Annotated in this window: 15 protein-coding genes; 7 read left to right on the top strand and 8 right to left on the bottom strand. The window is 66.2% G+C overall.

Annotated elements, in window-relative coordinates; translation table 11 throughout:
* Positions 1–94: 94 nt before the first annotated feature.
* Positions 95–880 (top strand): 3-hydroxybutyrate dehydrogenase, encoded by a 786-nt coding sequence (locus tag FPZ24_RS04015; protein ID WP_146569829.1) that lies wholly within the window; start codon positions 95–97, stop codon positions 878–880.
* Between the two features lie 108 nt (positions 881–988).
* On the opposite strand, the gene FPZ24_RS17040 is transcribed toward FPZ24_RS04015, so the two are convergent.
* Positions 989–1,144 (bottom strand): hypothetical protein, encoded by a 156-nt coding sequence (locus FPZ24_RS17040; RefSeq protein WP_186729041.1) that lies wholly within the window; start codon positions 1,142–1,144, stop codon positions 989–991.
* A gap of 164 nt (positions 1,145–1,308) precedes the next feature.
* Here FPZ24_RS17040 and FPZ24_RS04020 point away from each other — a divergent pair, with 164 nt between their 5' ends.
* Both FPZ24_RS04020 and FPZ24_RS04025 read left to right on the top strand, forming a co-directional pair.
* Positions 1,309–2,721, top strand: coding sequence for a helix-turn-helix domain-containing protein (locus FPZ24_RS04020; RefSeq protein WP_146569830.1), 1,413 nt, complete (start codon positions 1,309–1,311; stop codon positions 2,719–2,721).
* A 138-nt stretch (positions 2,722–2,859) separates the two neighbouring features.
* A complete protein-coding gene (locus FPZ24_RS04025; protein WP_146569831.1) occupies positions 2,860–3,315 on the top strand; it encodes an AAC(3)-I family aminoglycoside N-acetyltransferase in 456 nt (151 codons plus the stop codon).
* An 86-nt stretch (positions 3,316–3,401) separates the two neighbouring features.
* On the opposite strand, the gene FPZ24_RS04030 is transcribed toward FPZ24_RS04025, so the two are convergent.
* Complete coding sequence (locus FPZ24_RS04030; protein WP_146569832.1) at positions 3,402–3,620, bottom strand: hypothetical protein; 219 nt, start codon at positions 3,618–3,620, stop codon at positions 3,402–3,404.
* Between the two features lie 81 nt (positions 3,621–3,701).
* Positions 3,702–3,914, bottom strand: coding sequence for a cold-shock protein (locus FPZ24_RS04035; protein ID WP_186729042.1), 213 nt, complete (start codon positions 3,912–3,914; stop codon positions 3,702–3,704).
* A 297-nt stretch (positions 3,915–4,211) separates the two neighbouring features.
* Between FPZ24_RS04035 and FPZ24_RS04040 the strand changes: the two genes are divergently transcribed.
* The gene (locus tag FPZ24_RS04040) at positions 4,212–5,807 is read left to right on the top strand and encodes an isocitrate lyase (RefSeq protein WP_146574154.1); all 1,596 of its coding nucleotides are present in this window, start codon (positions 4,212–4,214) and stop codon (positions 5,805–5,807) included.
* Positions 5,808–5,973: 166 nt separating this feature from the next.
* Here the strand turns inward: FPZ24_RS04040 and FPZ24_RS04045 are convergent, their stop codons facing one another.
* From FPZ24_RS04045 to FPZ24_RS04065, 5 genes are all read right to left on the bottom strand, one after another.
* Positions 5,974–8,190 carry an arylsulfatase gene (locus FPZ24_RS04045; RefSeq protein WP_205012861.1) on the bottom strand — a complete coding sequence of 739 codons (2,217 nt, stop codon included), beginning with the start codon at positions 8,188–8,190 and terminating at the stop codon, positions 5,974–5,976.
* 57 nt (positions 8,191–8,247) lie between these two features.
* Positions 8,248–9,069, bottom strand: coding sequence for a PP2C family serine/threonine-protein phosphatase (locus FPZ24_RS04050; RefSeq protein ID WP_146569835.1), 822 nt, complete (start codon positions 9,067–9,069; stop codon positions 8,248–8,250).
* Positions 9,070–9,073: 4 nt separating this feature from the next.
* Entirely contained in the window at positions 9,074–10,018 is a 945-nt protein-coding gene (locus tag FPZ24_RS04055) for an aldo/keto reductase (protein WP_146569836.1), read from the bottom strand.
* Positions 10,015–10,209, bottom strand: coding sequence for a hypothetical protein (locus FPZ24_RS04060; RefSeq protein ID WP_146569837.1), 195 nt, complete (start codon positions 10,207–10,209; stop codon positions 10,015–10,017). The genes FPZ24_RS04055 and FPZ24_RS04060 overlap by 4 nt, the downstream gene beginning before the upstream one ends.
* Positions 10,210–10,298: 89 nt before the next feature.
* Positions 10,299–10,571: a hypothetical protein gene (locus FPZ24_RS04065; protein ID WP_146569838.1), complete on the bottom strand. Its 273-nt coding sequence runs from the start codon at positions 10,569–10,571 to the stop codon at positions 10,299–10,301.
* Positions 10,572–10,675: 104 nt separating this feature from the next.
* Here FPZ24_RS04065 and FPZ24_RS04070 point away from each other — a divergent pair, with 104 nt between their 5' ends.
* From FPZ24_RS04070 to FPZ24_RS04080, 3 genes are read left to right on the top strand one after another with little or no spacing between them, the layout of a single operon-like run.
* The gene (locus tag FPZ24_RS04070) at positions 10,676–11,635 is read left to right on the top strand and encodes an ArsR/SmtB family transcription factor (protein WP_146569839.1); all 960 of its coding nucleotides are present in this window, start codon (positions 10,676–10,678) and stop codon (positions 11,633–11,635) included.
* Positions 11,635–12,573: a methylenetetrahydrofolate reductase gene (gene metF, locus FPZ24_RS04075; RefSeq protein WP_240047597.1), complete on the top strand. Its 939-nt coding sequence runs from the start codon at positions 11,635–11,637 to the stop codon at positions 12,571–12,573. The genes FPZ24_RS04070 and metF overlap by 1 nt, the downstream gene beginning before the upstream one ends.
* Complete coding sequence (locus tag FPZ24_RS04080; protein ID WP_146569840.1) at positions 12,570–13,619, top strand: homocysteine S-methyltransferase family protein; 1,050 nt, start codon at positions 12,570–12,572, stop codon at positions 13,617–13,619. The genes metF and FPZ24_RS04080 overlap by 4 nt, the downstream gene beginning before the upstream one ends.
* The last annotated feature ends 3 nt before the right edge of the window (positions 13,620–13,622 follow it).

Here is a 13,622-nt window from a genome sequence, read left to right on the forward strand (position 1 = left end):
ATCGTCACGTATCAAAATGCGCCGAGCGCGGCGTGGTTGCAATCGCCGGTATGATCGGGTCTTGCGGCGGCAAAGTCACGCACGGAGTCGAGCAATGTTTTTGAAGGGCAAAAGCGCGATCGTTACCGGGTCCACGTCGGGGATCGGGCTGGCCTATGCCAAGGCGCTGGCTGCCGAGGGCGCGGCGGTGATGATCAACGGATTCGGCGATACCGACGCGATCGAGACGGAACGCGCCGAACTGGCCGCGGTGAGCGGGGCCAAGGCGCTGTACGATCCGGCCGATATGACGAAGCCGGACCAGATCGCGGCGATGGTTGCGCGGTGTCATGACGAACTCGGCGGGCCCGACATCGTCATCAACAATGCCGGCATCCAGCACGTCGCGCCGATCGACGAATTCCCGATCGACAAATGGGACGCGATCATCGCGATCAACCTGTCGAGCACTTTCCATGCCGTCCGCGCCGCCGTGCCGCACATGAAGGCGAAGAAGTGGGGGCGGATCATCAACACCGCCTCCGCGCACAGCCTGGTCGCGAGCCCCAACAAAACGGCCTATGTCGCCGCCAAGCACGGCGTCGCCGGCATGACCAAGGCGCTGGCGCTGGAAGTCGCGACGCACGGCATTACCGCCAATTGCATCTCGCCGGGCTACGTTTGGACGCCTTTGGTCGAGAACCAGATCCCCGACACCATGAAGGCGCGTGGCCTGACGCGCGAGCAAGTGATGAACGACGTCCTGCTCGCCGCGCAACCGACCAAGGAGTTCGTGACGCCGGAGCAGGTCGCCGCGCTGGCTCTGTTCCTGTGCCGCGACGACGCGAAGGCGATCACCGGCGCCAACCTCTCGGTCGATGGCGGCTGGACCGCGGCCTAGCGCCTGACGACGAAAATGCCCGCCGGGACGAACCCGACGGGCATCCTTTCCTCCCCAGGAAACCGTGCCGCCGTCCCCGCCGGAGGGAACGGGACGGCGGCGGCGCCGTCAGCCGACTCGGCCGAGGCGATGATAGAGGTTGGAGAACTTCGCGGACTTGGGATCGTCGGCGATCTGGCGGACATAGGCGCCGACGGCTTCCTTCATCAGCCCGAAATCCTCGGTCGAGAAGACGGCGCGGACGCGCTGCGGTTCGTTCGACATGTCTATTCCTTTACATTCCTTGTCGCCAGCGGACTGGCTATGGGCTGATCAATACGCGTCAATGTCTGAGGTGGAAGACGAGTTTAACGGGCATGCAGGGTTTGGTTGTGTAGCTGAGTGTGGATCGTTATCGTAATGTTGTAAATTATTCACCGAGAGGCGAGATGGCCGAGCGCAAGATATTGGCGGGGCATGCGGTGCGGCGGTTGCGGCGGCGCGAGGGGCTGACCCAGGCGGCGATGGCGGAGATGCTGACGATCTCGCCCAGCTACCTCAACCTCGTCGAAAAGAACCAGCGGCCGGTGTCGGCGGCGTTGCTAGTCAAACTGGCCGAGACGTTCGACTTCGATCCGCGTGCGCTCGCGGCGGGCGAGCCGGGCGGCGGCGCGGCGGCGATCCGGCGGCGGCTGGCCGATCCGATGTTCGCCGACCTGGAGATCGACCGCAACGAAGTCGAGGAGTGGCTGGCCGGCGCGCCCGGCGGGGCGGAGGCGTTCGCGCGGGCGTTCGACCGAACGGGTGTCACGGCGGGGCCGGACGGCGCGGCCGCTGCTGCCGACCCGATCGCCGAACTGCGTCGCGAGATCGAGCGCTGGCGAGGGCATTTCGCCGATCTCGATGCGAGTGCGGAAACGTTGGCGGACGAGTTGCGGCTCGGCGCCGGCGATCTCTATGGCGCGATCGCCGAGCGGCTGCGCGTCAAGCACCAGCTGACGATCCGAATCCTGCCGGTCGATGTCATGCCCGACCTGCTCCGCCGCACAGATCTTCACGCGCGGCAGTTGCAATTGTCCGAGACGCTCGATCCGGCGAGCCGGACCTTTGCCGCGGCATATCAACTCGCGCAGATCGAGGCGCGCGATGCCATCGAAGCGCTGGTCAAGGGGGCGGGCTTCGCCGATCGCGCGGCCGAGCGGCTCTATCGCCGCTATCTGACCAGCTATTTCGCGGCGGCGGTCATGATGCCCTATGCCCGATTCCTGCGCGCGTGCGAGGCGACCGGCTACGATCTCGAATTGCTGCAGCGCCGGTTCGGCGCCGGGTTCGAGCAAGTCGCGCATCGGCTGACGACGCTGCAGCGCGTCGGCGCGCGCGGGCTGCCGTTCTTCATGGTGCGGATCGACCGCGCCGGGCAGGCGTCGAAGCGCTTTTCCGGCGCGAGCGGATCGCCGCTGACCGAGAGCGACGCGCGGTGTCCGTTGTGGCGCGTCCACCACGCCTTCGATCGGCCGGGCGATATCGCCGTACAACTGGTGGAGCTGGAGGACGGCGCCCGCTGGCTGACCTTGTCGCGCACGGTGACGCCGCAGGGTCGGCGATACGGGATGGTCCCGGTGGAGTTCGCGGTCGGGCTTGGCCTTGCCGCCGATCTGGCCGACGGGCTGGCGGCGGCGCGCGGCGTGGACTTCAAGGGCGAGGCGACGCCGATCGGGCTGAGCTGCCGTGCGTGCGGCCGCATCTGTCCGCAGCGCAGCGCTCCGCCGGCCGGCCGCGCGTTGCTGATCAACGAGCGCGAGCGCGGGGTCAGCGCGTTCACATTCGGGGGGATTGAGCGCCGCCGTGCCTGGCTAAGTTGACACCAAGTTGACACTAACGACGACGTTTCGCGGGTCCGTCGTGGCTCGAGAAATGCATGGATATTCGGACTGCCAAAGAGCGGATCGTCTTCTATCATGCCCGGCATTCTGTAGGAAAATGCAATCGCGAGTGGAGGCATGAACGACGTGACGATCCGGCGACTCGGCGCCGGCGATATAGCGACGATGCGCGGCCTGCTCGCCATGTTCGGCGACGCGTTCGAGGATCCGGCGGCCTATCGTCGCGCGCAACCCGACGACTCCTATCTCGCCCGGCTGCTGGGGCGCGACACGTTCGTTGCGCTGGCCGCGATCGCCGAGGGAGAAGTAGTGGGCGGTCTCGCGGCCTATGTGCTCGACAAGTTCGAACAGGCGAGGAGCGAAGTTTATATCTACGACCTCGCCGTGGCCGAGCCGCATCGCCGCCGCGGGATCGCGACGGCGCTCATCACCGACCTTCGCCGGATCGCAGCCGAACTCGGGGCGTGGGTCATCTTCGTCCAGGCCGACTACGGCGACGATCCCGCGATCGCGCTGTACGAAAAGCTGGGCGTGCGCGAGGACGTGATGCACTTCGATATCGCGGTGCCTTAGTTGGCGTCGCGCGCGTTACCCGCCGGCCGGTTGTTCGCGTCGCTGAGGCGAGCGGCGATCAGCGTCGCTATTCGCCAAGCTCCGCCTTACTCCGCCGCCATCAGCATCCGTTGTTCGGCTGCCTTCGCCGCGGCGTCTTCGCGCTCGCTGCGCAGCTTGGAGGTGCGTTCCAGGCGTTCGGCCATTTCTTCCCACGCCATCGCGGCCCGTTCGCAGCGTGCGCGGACATTGTCGAGGCCACTGGCGGCGGCGTTGGCGCGCTCCATGGCGGCGCGATTGCGGTAAAGTTCGGGGGTGTCTGACATTCGATTCTCCGGTGTTGCGGAGGGCTGTAGCACAAATAGGCGGCGCGACAGAATCGCACCGCCTATCAGGTATTTAGCTAGTTATTCCGCCGCCATTTTCACGTTGACCGCGGCCTGCTTGCCACGCTTGTCGTTTTCGAGGTCATAGGTGACCCGGTCGTTCTGGTTGAGCGTGTTGATGCCCGCTGCTTCGAGCGCGGTGATGTGGACGAACGCGTCCTGTCCGCCGCCGTCCGGCGCGATGAAGCCATAGCCCTTGTCGGCGTTGAAGAATTTGACGGTGCCGGTGGTCATTTCGATATTCCTTCTTTGTGACAGGGCGGTCCGGATGGCGGACGGCCCAATGCCGCGGCTGCAGGGAAAGAAGGAGAAGGAGCCGCAAAGCGCCGAAGACCGTCGATGTGCGACTGTAGCGGTTGAGGATATGGGGCGCGCTCGTCAAAATAGCAAATTGGCGCTGTAAATAAGTTACAATACGACACTCTAAGTCGTATCGCTTGCCACATGCTGACGCCGCCGACACACCTAAATCGTGATGCGTGTTCTGTAAATTATCGTACTTTGCTCGGCATCATAACCAAGGACGACATCGTGACCTACCAGAACAACATCGCGCAGACCGGGCAGTTGATCGCCGGCTATAACGGTACGTGGAACGGAATCAGCCCGGAAGCCGTGGCGCGGATGCGGGCACAGAATCGGTTCCAGACCGGGCTCGACATCGCGCGCTATACCGCCGCGATCATGCGCCGCGACATGGCGGCGTACGACAGGGATCCGGCGAACTACACGCAGTCGCTCGGCTGCTGGCACGGGTTCATCGGCCAGCAGAAGATGATCAGCATCAAGAAGCATTTCGGGTCGACCGAGCGGCGTTACCTCTATCTCTCGGGCTGGATGGTCGCGGCGTTGCGCAGCGAATTCGGGCCGCTGCCCGACCAGTCGATGCACGAAAAGACCAGCGTTCCGGCGCTGATCGAGGAACTCTACACCTTCCTGCGCCAGGCCGATGCGCGCGAACTGGGCATGATGTTCCGCGAGCTCGACAAGGCGCGCGAGAGCGGGGATGCGGTCGCCGAGCAGCGGCTGATCCACGCGATCGACAACCACCAGACGCACATCGTGCCGATCATCGCCGACATCGACGCCGGCTTCGGCAACGCCGAAGCGACATACCTGCTGGCAAAGAAGATGATCGAAGCGGGCGCGTGCGCGCTGCAGATCGAGAACCAGGTCAGCGACGAAAAGCAGTGCGGGCATCAGGACGGCAAGGTCACCGTGCCGCACGAAGACTTCCTGGCGAAGGTCCGGGCGTGCCGCTACGCTTTCCTCGAACTGGGCGTCGAGGACGGGATCATCGTCACGCGCACCGACTCGCTGGGCGCCGGCCTGACCAAGCAGATCGCGGTGTCGAATGCGCCGGGCGACCTCGGCGACCAGTACAATTCGTACCTCGATTGCGACGAGGTCACCGATCTCTCAACGATCAACGGCGACGTCGTCATCAATCGCGGCGGCAAGCTGATGAAGCCCAAACGCTTGCCGTCGAACCTGTTCCAGTTCCGCGAAGGAACCGGGGCGGACCGCTGCGTGATGGATTGCATCGCCAGCCTCGACAACGGCGCCGACCTGTTGTGGATCGAGACCGAGAAGCCGCACATCGAGCAGATCGCGTCGATGGTCGACCGCATCCGCGAGGTCCACCCGACCGCCAAGCTGGTCTACAACAACTCACCCAGCTTCAACTGGACGCTGAACTTCCGCCAGCAAGTGTTCGATGCGTGGAAGGAAGCGGGCAAGGACGTCTCCGGCTTCGAGCGCGACCGGCTGATGAGCATGGATTACGACGATACCGAACTGGCGGAGGAAGCCGACGAGCGGATCCGCACGTTCCAGCGCGACGCGGCGAAGCGGGCGGGGATTTTCCACCACCTCATCACGCTGCCGACCTATCACACGGCGGCGCTGTCGACCGACAACCTCGCCAAGGAATATTTCGGCGACGAGGGGATGCTGGGCTACGTCAAGAACGTCCAGCGCGCCGAAATCCGCCAGGGCATTGCCTGCGTGAAGCACCAGAACATGTCGGGCTCCGACATCGGCGACGATCATAAGGAGTATTTCGCCGGCGAGGCCGCGTTGAAGGCCGGTGGCGCCCACAACACGATGAATCAGTTCGCGGCTTGAGCGAGTGGATTAGCGGCAGCTAATCCGCGCCCGCGCTCAAGCCCGGCCGGCGGAGCAACGCTCCGTCCGACGACGCGGCTTTGCCGCGGCGGGGCTGAAATCAAAGACCATCCTTGGGAGAGGATGCGGACGGCCCGGGGGAACCTCCTTCACCCGGGCCGTTCTTCTATTCGCGCGCCAACCGGACCTGCGCGGCACCCTCCGCATCGCCCTGCTCGTCCTCGATCGTCACGACGACCTTCGACAATTCGCCGGTGAAGCGGAACGGCGCGTCGTAGTGTGACACCGGGCTCGACCGGTCGTGGCCGATGTCGAGCCCCGACCAGCTGATGAAATTGACGAACCCGAAGCGGATCGTGCCGCCGCCGACTGGCTTGCCGTCGACGGTCAGCGTCACGTGCTTGACGTCGCCATGGACGACGTGCGCGCCAAACACGTGTTCGCCAGCGAGGATGGGGGCGTCGCTCGACACGATCTGATGCTCGCCGACATTGACATCGTAATGAAGCCGGCCGTCTTTGACGTAGAGGCTGTAGCCGCAGGTCATGTCGCCATGCGCGATCAGCACGCCTTGGTCGCCGGGCGCGATGCGGGCATGCGCTTCGATGCGATAGCTGCGCGCGCGCAGATCGGGCGCGATGTCGCTCGGGATGTGGCCCATGCCGCGGTGGAAGGTGAACACACGCCGGGCGCCGAGATGCCGCGCGGCGTTCTCGGCGAAGCGCGGTCCGAAGCGGTCGTCGAGCGGGAGGACCTGGTGCGCTTCGGCCTCGTGCCACCAAAGGTCGATCAATTCCTCGAGCTTGTCGGGGTGCGTATCGGCGAGGTTGTTGGTCTCCGCGAAGTCGGTGGAGAGGTCGAACAACTCCCATTTGTCGGCGGCATAGGGCGTGCCGGGCGGATGGAACGCCACCGCCTTCCAGCCGCGATGGATGATCCCGCGATGCCCGAACATCTCGAAATATTGCGGCGTGTCGCGCTCGGGCGCGGCGGCGTTGCTGAGTGACGAGGCGAAGCTCACGCCTTCGAGCGGCATTTGCGGGACGCCCGCGACACTCTCCGGCGGTTCGATCCCGATCATCTCGAGCAACGTCGGCACGACATCGACCGCATGCGCGAACTGATGCCGCACTTCGCCGCGCGCGGAAAGGCGCTTGGGCCAGCTCACCACCAGCGGATCGCGGATGCCGCCGCCATGCGTATTCTGTTTATAGCGGCGGACGGGCGTGTTCGACGCCATCGCCCAGCCGAGCGGGAAGTTGCTGTGGCTGTCGGGACCGCCGATATCGTCGATCCGCGCGAGCTTTTCCGCCAGTAGTTCGGGCCGCAGATTGTACGGCCCCATCGCATTGACGAACCCTTGGATCATCCCCTCCTGGCTCGCGCCATTGTCGGACAGGACAAGGATCAGCGTGTCGTCGGTCAGCCCGGCGGCGTCGAGGAACGCGGTCAGCCGCGCGATATGCTGGTCGGCATGGTCGAGCATCGCGGCATAGGCGCCCTGCAGCCGCACCGCGAGGCGGCGGGTATCGTCGTCGAGATCGGCCCAGGGCTGGACGAAATCGTTGCGCGGCGGCAGCGTCGTGTCGGCGGGCACAAGGCCGAGCGCGATCATCCGGGCGAGGCGCAAATCGCGCTCCTTGTCCCAGCCACGGCCGAACATCGCGTCGTAGTGCAGTATCAGATCGCGCGGCGCCTGATGCGGGGCGTGGCACGCGCCGGGGGCGAACCAGAGCAGGAACGGCTTGTCGGGCTTGGCCGCGACATGATCGGCCAGGAAGCGGATCGCTTCGTCGGCCAAATCCTCGGTCAGATGATAGCCGGTGTCGAACGTTCCCGGCGGCGCGACGGGCGTGTTGTCGCGCACCAGCTCGGGCGCGAACTGATCGGTCTCTGCATCGAGGAAGCCGTAGAAATGGTCGAACCCGCGCCCCAGCGGCCAGCCGTCGTGCGGCCCGGTCGGGCCGACCTCGTCGGCGGGGGTGACGTGCCACTTGCCGACGAAATAGGCGTTGTAGCCGTGGGGCTTGAGCATTTCGGGCAAGGTGCCCGCCTCGCGCGCGATCTTGCCGCGATAGCCCGGATAGCCGCTGTCGAAATTCGCGAGGCAGCCCATGCCGACGGAATGATGGTTGCGCCCGGTTAGTAACGCCGCGCGCGTCGTCGAGCACATCGCGGTGGTGTGGAAGCTGGAAAAACGCACGCCGCGCGCGGCGATGGCATCGATGGCAGGGGTAGCGATCGGCGATCCGTAGCAGCCGAAATCGCTCAGCCCGACGTCGTCGAACAGGATGACGACGATATTGGGCGCGCCCACCGGGGGCGTGGGGCCGCTCGGCCAGAACGGCGCATAGGGTGCTGCGGTCGGGTCGCGGTCGGTCACGTTTCTCTCCCCCATTTGTCGCTAGTCACGCTATGGCGCGGCTCGGCGCGCGGCAAGTCAGCCCGCGATGCGCAGCCAGATCGCGGTCGCGTCGTCGCCTTGCTTGAAGCGCGGCCAGCGGGTGCAGTCTGCGTCGCTCGCTTCGGCGGCGCGCAACCGAGCGGCGATGCCGGACAGACCATCGCCCGCGAGCAGCGACGGCAGGTCGCGGCGGACGATCAGACGGTATAGGTCGATCGCGGCACTGAACCCGTCCGTCATCAGCAGCAATTCGTCGCCGGCCACGCAAGGTTGGCTCGAATAGAGGATGTGATCGGCACCGGCTGGGTCGATGCACAGGATGCGACGGTCGGGGTTCGAACGGTTCGCCCGCAGTGCGTCGAGTACCGGGGCTGCCCGGCGGACCGATCCGAGCCCGTGATGTGCGACGCTGCGCGCGAGGTCGCTTTCGTCGTCGCGGACGTCGACGTCGGGTCCGATCGGGATCGCGGCGCCGTCGCGGATCAGCAACGCCGGACAGTCGCCGAGCCACGCGCAGTCAAGCCGGTTGTCGGCGACCGTGACGGTCAGGAAAGCGGCGGACGGGACTTCCCACGCTTCGGGGGGACGCGTGCGGTCTTCGACGAAGCGGGCAGCAACCGTCTCGAAGACTTGGCGGCATAGCGCCTCGATCGACCCGGCGGTCGCGGCGGCGAAGGCGCGATCCGCTTCGGCGGCGATCCAGGCCGCCCCGCCGCGGTCGCCGACCAATCCCGGATCGCCGAGGTCGGTTGCGCCGTCGATCACCCAGGCGCGCGCGTGGCCGGCGCCTGCGCGGTCGTCGTTGGCCTTGGTGTTGTCGCCGGCGATCGACAGCGATTGGATGACGTCGAGATGCACCGGCTCAGGCGCCGGCGGCGTCGAGCTTTTCGAGCTGCGCGGCGCTGAGCGCCAAGTCCATCGCGGGCAGCAATTCCTCCAACTGCTTCACGCTGGTCGCGCTGGCGATCGGCGCGGTGACGCCGGGTTGCGCGGCGAGCCAGGCGAGCGCGATCTGCGCCAGCGTCGCACCGGTCTCCGCCACTACCGCATCCAACGCCGCGAGCACCGCGGGTCCCTTGCCGTCAAGATACGCCTGCATCCGCCCGCCGCGCACGCTCTTACCGAAATCCTGGGCCGACCGATACTTGCCGGTCAGGAAGCCCGAGGCGAGGCCGTAATAGGGCAGCACGCCGATATTGTGCTCGACGCAATAGTCCTGAAGCTCCCCCTCGAACTTGTGGCGGCTGACGAGGTTGTATTCCGGCTGGAGCGCCTCGAAATGCGGGGCGCCGGCCTTGCGCGCGATGTCGTTGGCCGACTTGAGTCTAGCGGCGTGGAAGTTCGACGCGCCGAGCGTCGCGACCTTGCCCGCCGCGACCAGCTTGGCGAAGGCTTCCATGTACGCCTCTTGCGGCGTGTCCTCGTCGTCCTGATGCGCGTAATAGAGCGCGATCTGCTCGACGCCGAGCCGTCGGAGCGACGCGTCGCACGCCGCCGCGATCCGCGCGGGGTTCAGCTTCTCGCCGCCCTCGCCGGGCAGCATGCCGACCTTGGTCGCGATGCCGACTTTCTTGCCGCTCGCCTTGAGCCACTCGCCGATCACGGTTTCGGACTCGCCGCCCTTATGGCCCGGGACCCACGCCGAATAAACGTCGGCGGTGTCGACCAGCGTCCCGCCGGCATCGGCGAACGCGTCGAGGATCGCAAAGCTGGTCGCCTTATCGGCGGTCCAGCCGAACACGTTGCCGCCCAGGCACAGCTTCGGCGTGTGCAGGTGACTGGACCCGAGGCGGCGGCTGTCGGTCATTGCGCATTCTCCGAAACGATGGCGTTGGCGTCGGGACCTGCATCGGGCGGCGCCGTATAGTTCGCGTCGAGCGACGACGCCGCGTCGTTGAGCATGCGGTCCTCCTCGGGCGACACGCTACCGGTATCGTCGGCGCGCGAGCTGCAGCCGGCGAGGATAAGCAGGGGCAACAGTAAGGCAGAGCGGACCATTCATTTCTCCGTCACCCCGGCGAAGGACCGGGTCGTTGGCGGTTCGCGCGATCTCCAGCGGCCCCGGCCTGCGCCGGGGCGACGAGAGCCTAGTCCTCGATCTCGTTACCCGCGTCCTTGAGCGCGGCGCCGGCCTTGTTCTTGGCGTCCTTCGTGGTGTTGTCGATCTTGTCCATGCCGTTCTCGGCGGCGCCGAACGCCTTGTCGGCTGCGGCATCGACGTCGTTGGCGGCCTTGGCCATCGTCGCATTGGCGTCGGCGGACATCGTGTTCGCGGCGGTGGCGGCTTCGTCCTGCGCTTTCTGGCTGCACCCGGCGAGGGCGAGTCCGACGAGCGCAAGCGGGATCAGGGCCTTGGTCACGATAGAATCTCCTGGCTGAACGGCGTCAAACGACGCTAGGCCGCCGCCGTTCCGCGCGCAACGCGTTGACGTGATATAAAGATATCTTTATATCTATATGCGACATGCCGAATACGCTCGACATCTTCCGTGCGCTTGCCGATTCGACGCGGCTGCGGATCGTCGCGTTGGTGCGGTCGATGGAGCTGTCGGTCGGCGAGCTGGCGCAAGTGCTGGGGCAAAGCCAGCCGCGCGTATCGCGCCACGTGAAAATCCTCTCCGACGCCGGAATCGTCGAGCGCCGCAAGGAAGGCAGCTGGGTGTTCGTCGCGATGGGCACGCGGGACGTCGTGACGCCGCTCTGCGCTGCGCTCGATGCGTGGGAAGGCGACCGCGCGCATGCCCGCGCCGAGGCCGACGCGGCACGACTGGCCGCGGTGCGTGCCGACCGCGCGGCGCATGCGGCGGGTTGGTTCGAAGGCAATGCCGGACAATGGGACGCGATCCGCTCGCTCCATATTGCCGAAGAACAGGTCGAGGCGGCGATGGCCGCGGTGCTCGGGGACGGACGTGTCGACCGGCTGGTCGATATCGGCACCGGCACCGGGCGGATGCTGGAGTTGTTCGCGGGCCAGGCGGATCATGCGCTCGGCATCGACCGGAGTTCCGAAATGCTGCGGCTGGCGCGTGCCAAGCTAACCGAGCGCGGGCTCGATCACGCCGAACTGCGCCAGGCCGATCTCTACGCGCTGCCGCTCGACGCGGGCGCGGCCGACCTCGCCATCCTGCACCACGTGCTCCATTTCGCGCACACGCCCGACGCCGCGATCGGCGAGGCGGCGCGGGTGCTCAGCCCCGGCGGGCGGCTGCTGATCGTCGATTTCGCGCCGCACGGTCGCGAGGAATTGCGGACGCGCGACGCGCACGCACGATTGGGTTTTTCGGACGAACAGATGCTCGGCTGGTTCGACGGCGCGGGGCTGGCGCCGGTACGGACCGAGACGCTGGAAGGCGGCGAGCTGACGGTGAAATTGTGGTTGGCGCGCAAGTCGGGTCAACCAGTGCGTGTGAAGGAGGCAGCGTGATGAGTTCGGTCGAGAAGATGCCGGAGGCGCGGCGCGCGCTGGCGACGCCGATGTTCGCGGACCTGGCCGGCGACGCGCAAGTCTCGTTCGAATTCTTCCCGCCCAAGACCGAGAAGATGGAAGAGACGTTGTGGGAGTCGGTGCAGACGTTGGCGCCGCTCGGCCCGCGCTTCGTATCGGTAACCTATGGCGCAGGCGGGACGACGCGCGAGCGGACGCACGCCACCGTCGCGCGGATCGCCAAAGAAACCGCAATTCCGGCGGCCGCGCACCTGACCTGTGTCGAGGCGACGCGCGCGGAGATCGACGCGGTCGCCAACGACTATTGGGACGCGGGTGTGCGGCACATCGTCGCGTTGCGCGGCGATCCACCGACGACCGGCGCGAAGTACGCGACGCATCCCGGCGGGTACGAAAACGCTGCCGATCTCGTCGCCGGTCTGCGCAAGCTGCACCCGTTCGAGATTTCGGTTGCGGCCTATCCCGAATGCCATCCGGACTCGCCCGACAGCGGGCATGACCTCGACAACCTCAAGCGCAAGATGGATGCCGGCGCGACCCGCGCGATCACGCAATTTTTCCACGAGGCGGATACGTTCTTCCGATTCCGCGACGCCGCCGCCGCCGCCGGGATCGACGCCGAGATCGTGCCGGGGATCATGCCGGTCATGAACTTCGCCAGCGTCAAGCGGATGTCGGCGATGTGCAACACCGCCGTCCCCGCCTGGATGGGCCATCTGTTCGAAGGGCTCGACGATCACCCCGCCGCGCGCCAGCTGGTCGCGGCGACGATCGCCGCCGAATTGTCGCGTCGGCTCTATGCGGGCGGCGTGCGCAATTTCCATTTCTACACGCTCAACCGGGCGGAGCTGAGCTACGCGATCTGCCATCTGCTCGGCATCCGCGCGAAACCCGCATTGCAGGAGAAGGCGGCATGACGTCGGCGCGCGAAAAGCTGTTGGCGGAGGCCAAGCAGCGCATCCTGATCACCGATGGCGCGTTCGGGACCGAGATCCAGAACTGGAAGCTGTCGGAAGCGGATTATGCCGGGTCGCTGGGTCTCACCCACGACCAGAAGGGCAATAACGACATCCTCGCGCTGACCAAGCCCGAGGTGCCGGAGGCGATCCACCGCGCCTATTTCGAAGCGGGCGCAGACATCGCCGAGACCAACACCTTCTCGGCGAATTCGATCAGCCAGGCCGATTACGGCGCCGAGCATCTGGTCCGCGAGATCAATCTCGAGTCCGCAAAGATGGCGCGTCGCGTCGCCGACGAATTCGAAGCCAAGGACGGCCGCCCGCGCTTCGTCGCCGGCGCGATCGGACCGACCAACAAGACGCTGTCGCTGTCGCCCGACGTCAACGATCCGGGCTTTCGCGAGATCGACTTCGATTATCTGAAGGGTGTCTATCGCGAGCAGATCGAAGCGCTGGTCGAGGGCGGGGTGGACTTCGTCCTGATCGAAACGGTGTTCGACACGCTCAACGCCAAGGCCGGCGTGATGGCGGCGATCGAGGCGGGCAATGATCTCGGCCGCGACCTGCCGATCATGCTGTCGATGACCTTGACCGACCTCTCGGGCCGCAATCTGTCGGGTCACACGGTCGAGGCGTTCTGGCACGCGGTGCGGCACGCGAAACCGTTGACGATCGGGCTGAATTGTTCGTTCGGTGCCGAGCAGTTGCGTCCGCATGTTAAGACATTGTCGGAAATCGCCGATACGCTGATCATGGTCTATCCGAACGCCGGGTTGCCCAACGAACTCGGCGCCTATGACGAACTGCCCGCGACGACCGCGAGTCTGGTCGGCGAATGGGCGCAGGCTGGGCAGGTCAACGTGCTCGGCGGCTGCTGCGGCTCGACCCCGGCGCACATCAAGGCGATCGCGGACTTCGTGCGTACGCTGCCGCCGCGCGCGGTGGTGACGCCTGAGGTGCGGACGCGGCTCGCCGGGCTCGAACCGATGACGATGGCGGCGTAGCGG

Origin of the sequence: Sphingomonas panacisoli, from assembly GCF_007859635.1 — a bacterium.
In the GTDB taxonomy this organism is placed as follows: domain Bacteria; phylum Pseudomonadota; class Alphaproteobacteria; order Sphingomonadales; family Sphingomonadaceae; genus Sphingomonas; species Sphingomonas panacisoli.

Excerpts from the sequence above, each read along its gene's own strand:
- FPZ24_RS04015 (WP_146569829.1), top strand. The coding sequence starts at position 95 with ATGTTTTTGAAGGGCAAAAGCGCGATCGTTACCGGGTCCACGTCGGGG.
- FPZ24_RS17040 (WP_186729041.1), bottom strand. The coding sequence starts at position 1,144 with ATGTCGAACGAACCGCAGCGCGTCCGCGCCGTCTTCTCGACCGAGGAT.
- FPZ24_RS04020 (WP_146569830.1), top strand. The coding sequence starts at position 1,309 with ATGGCCGAGCGCAAGATATTGGCGGGGCATGCGGTGCGGCGGTTGCGG.
- FPZ24_RS04025 (WP_146569831.1), top strand. The coding sequence starts at position 2,860 with ATGAACGACGTGACGATCCGGCGACTCGGCGCCGGCGATATAGCGACG.
- FPZ24_RS04030 (WP_146569832.1), bottom strand. The coding sequence starts at position 3,620 with ATGTCAGACACCCCCGAACTTTACCGCAATCGCGCCGCCATGGAGCGC.
- FPZ24_RS04035 (WP_186729042.1), bottom strand. The coding sequence starts at position 3,914 with ATGACCACCGGCACCGTCAAATTCTTCAACGCCGACAAGGGCTATGGC.
- FPZ24_RS04055 (WP_146569836.1), bottom strand. The coding sequence starts at position 10,018 with ATGACCGACAGCCGCCGCCTCGGGTCCAGTCACCTGCACACGCCGAAG.
- FPZ24_RS04060 (WP_146569837.1), bottom strand. The coding sequence starts at position 10,209 with ATGGTCCGCTCTGCCTTACTGTTGCCCCTGCTTATCCTCGCCGGCTGC.
- FPZ24_RS04070 (WP_146569839.1), top strand. The coding sequence starts at position 10,676 with ATGCCGAATACGCTCGACATCTTCCGTGCGCTTGCCGATTCGACGCGG.
- metF (WP_240047597.1), top strand. The coding sequence starts at position 11,635 with ATGAGTTCGGTCGAGAAGATGCCGGAGGCGCGGCGCGCGCTGGCGACG.
- FPZ24_RS04080 (WP_146569840.1), top strand. The coding sequence starts at position 12,570 with ATGACGTCGGCGCGCGAAAAGCTGTTGGCGGAGGCCAAGCAGCGCATC.